The sequence below is a fragment of the Novipirellula sp. genome, assembly GCF_041583735.1.
Taxonomy (GTDB): Bacteria; Planctomycetota; Planctomycetia; order Pirellulales; family Pirellulaceae; genus Novipirellula.
Genome location: NZ_JBFHFD010000855.1, coordinates 1 through 3097, shown reverse-complemented (window position 1 = coordinate 3097; position 3097 = coordinate 1). Strand labels below are relative to the sequence as shown.

1 protein-coding gene is annotated in these 3097 nt (G+C 55.1%); it reads left to right on the top strand.

Going from position 1 to position 3097, the window contains the following annotated elements; translation table 11 throughout:
* Positions 1-41: 41 nt before the first annotated feature.
* Positions 42-3097 (top strand): PAS domain-containing protein (locus ABX962_RS33760; protein ID WP_372726066.1); only part of this gene is annotated, 3056 nt, incomplete at its 3' end.

Here is a 3097-nt window from a genome sequence, read left to right as displayed (position 1 = left end):
GCATCCAAGCGGATCACTGCGATGGATCGCTTGACTGCTTGATGGATCAAGTTCATCCCGAGAACCGCGATCGCGTACTGACCTTGCTCTCGATGGCCGGTTCGGACAACCAATATGTCGAACAAGAGTTTCGAATCCTGGGTCCCCACGGCGAAATTCGGCTGCTGCGTGAGCGTGGCGAAGTGGTGACCGACGAATCGGGAAAAGCAATTCGACGACTCGGGATGGTCCAGGACATCACCGAGCAAGAGCGGAATATCGTCGCTTTGCGAAAAAGCGAAGAACGATTCCAGCTCGCCGCCGAGGGATCCAGCGCCGGCATCTGGGACTGGGACATTTCATCCGGTGAACTTTATTACTCGCTTCGATTCAAGCAGTTGCTCGGCTATCGCGACGATGAGTTTCCGAACGTTTTCTCGTCGTTTTCCGATTCGCTGCACCCCGACGACAAGGCTCAATTCGAGATTGCCCTGAAAGAACATTTTTGCAGCAACAAACCTTATGACACCGAGTTCCGTTTGCGAACCAAGTCGGGCCAATACCGCTGGTTCAATGCTCGCGGCGATGCTTTGCGGGACGATAGCGGCGAGCCTTACCGCATGGCCGGTTCGACGATTGACATCACCGACCAAAAAGAAATCGAACAGGACCTGCGGAACATCCGTGCGCAGCAACGTCGCTTGATCGACCAACTCGAAAAAGAAAAATCAAGGCTTTCGGAAGCGCAAGCGGTAGCCAAGATCGGAAGCTGGGAGACCGACCTCGGGACGATGAGGGTGTTTTGGTCCGAGGAAACCTACCGCATTTTCGAAAAGCACCCTGACACGTTTTCCCCCACTCATGAAAAATTTTTAAAACTGGTTCATCCCGAGGACCGCAAACGGGTGAACGAGGCGTTGATTGCATCGTTTGACGTCGAGTCGACATGTCAGGTTGAACACCGGATTGTGCTCTCAGACGGCCGCGAAAAATGGGTCGAGGAATCGTGGCGTGCATTTAATGACGATGATGGAAACCCGATCTACGCGATTGGGACCTGCCGCGATATTTCCGAGACCAAACAAACGCAAGGCCAGCTTGCCGATCACACCCGCCGTCTCGAAGCCACTGCCTCGGTCGCCGGCGCGTTCCTGGAAAAACTTGCCTTGAGCGACGCTTTGCAGACCTGCGCCGGTGCGATGGTCGAGCATCTTGATGCTACATTGGTGCGAATTTGGACGCTCGATCCCGCCGCGAACGTGTTGCATCTGCAGGCCCAATCCGGCCAGCGAGAGGCGGGCCAAGACTGCGGCGAACAAGTTTGCGTGGACGATAGCCCGCTGGGGAATATCGTCCGCGAGCGAAACCCACAAATCACCCAACCGTCCGCCATTGATCACGGACTAGAGGATCACGACTTGGCTCAGCGGCATCAGATTGCTGCGACCGCCGTCCATCCGTTATTGGTCGAAGATCGCTGCATTGGGGTCGTCGAAACATTTTTGCAATCGAAGCTTAGCCAAGAACTCGAGACCAGTCTTGCGATTCTCGCGAATACGATCGCGGTCAATGTCGATCGTAATCGTGCCGAAGAAAACCTGCGTCGTCTGAATGAAGAACTCGAATCACGCGTCCAGCGGCGAACGAAAGAGCTGTCCGAAAGCGGGCGTCGTCTGAAGACGCTGTTGGCCAACTTGCAAGGCATGGCCTATCGTTGCCGCGACGACGCCGATTGGACGATGGAGTTTGTCAGCGAAGGTTGTCGTGATCTGTTGGGCATCTCGCCCGAACGATTGACCCAGGGCGACGGTGTCTTCACCAGCTTGGTCCATCCCGATGATTTGCCGCAGGTTGTCGCGGTGTTTGCCGACGGTTTGCAAGCCCGTCGCCCGATCGAGCACGAGTACCGAGTCCGCACGCCCGATGGGCAACTGAAATGGGTTTGGGAACAGGCTCGCGGGATCTACAACGAGCGGGGTGAAGTCGCAGCGATCGAAGGTTTTATCTCGGATATCACTGACCGCAAACTTCGCGAACTCCGAGAAAACCACCAAAGCCAACTACTGCGAATGTTGGCCGCGGATCACTCACTCAAAGCGTGTCTCGAAAAAATCGTCTCAAGCATCGTGGCCGAAGATCCCGCGCTGATGTGCCATCTGATGCTGGCCGACAAATCCCAAACCCATCTATCGAATCATGCCGCGTTAAATCTTCCCAGCGATTACTTGGAAGCGATCGAGGAGACCAAAATCCAAGAACATGGGCCGCCGTTTTGCCATGCAGCCTATATCAAAAAACGAGTGATCACCGACGACGTTCCTTACGATTCGCAGTCAGGTTCGTGGGCCGATTTAGCCCAACAAGTGGGAATCCGATCGTGCTGGTCAATGCCAATTCTAAGCGTCAATGCCGAACTACTCGGCACGCTCAGCATTTACACGGCCCAATCTCGCTCCCCCAGTGCCAACGAGTGCGAACGATTGGAATGGGCCTCGGAACTCGCATGTCTCGCGATTGAACACACCCGTGCGAAACAGGCGATCATCGACAGCGAATCGTTTAATCGCGTCACGCTCGATGCGTTGTCCGCACATATCGCCGTGCTCAATTCGAGCGGTGAGATTGTCGCAACCAATCACGCCTGGAAACAGTTTGCGACGGCAAGCCAAGCCGAGGTGCGAAGTGTTTGTGAAGGGAAAAACTATTTGCAGGTCTGCGATGCGGCGATCCAACAAGGCAACGAGGATGCGAGAAAAGTCGCGACCGAATTGCGAGAAATCATGGCGGGAAAACGGGAATCATCGAGTCTCGAGTACGCCTGCCATTCGCTCCAGGAACAACGTTGGTTCCAGCTCCGCATGAGGCGGATCTACGTCAACGGCGAAGTGCACATTCTGATGGCTCACGAGAACGTGACCAGCATCAAACAATCCGAAACCGCGCTAAGAAAAGCGATTGTGCATGCCGAGGAAGCCAGTCGGGCCAAAAGCGAGTTCCTGGCAACGATGAGTCACGAGTTACGAACGCCGCTGAACGGCATCCTAGGCATGAATGAATTGTTGGGGACGACGGCACTCACGAGTCGCCAACAACAATTCGTCGAAGCGGGGCAGAAGAG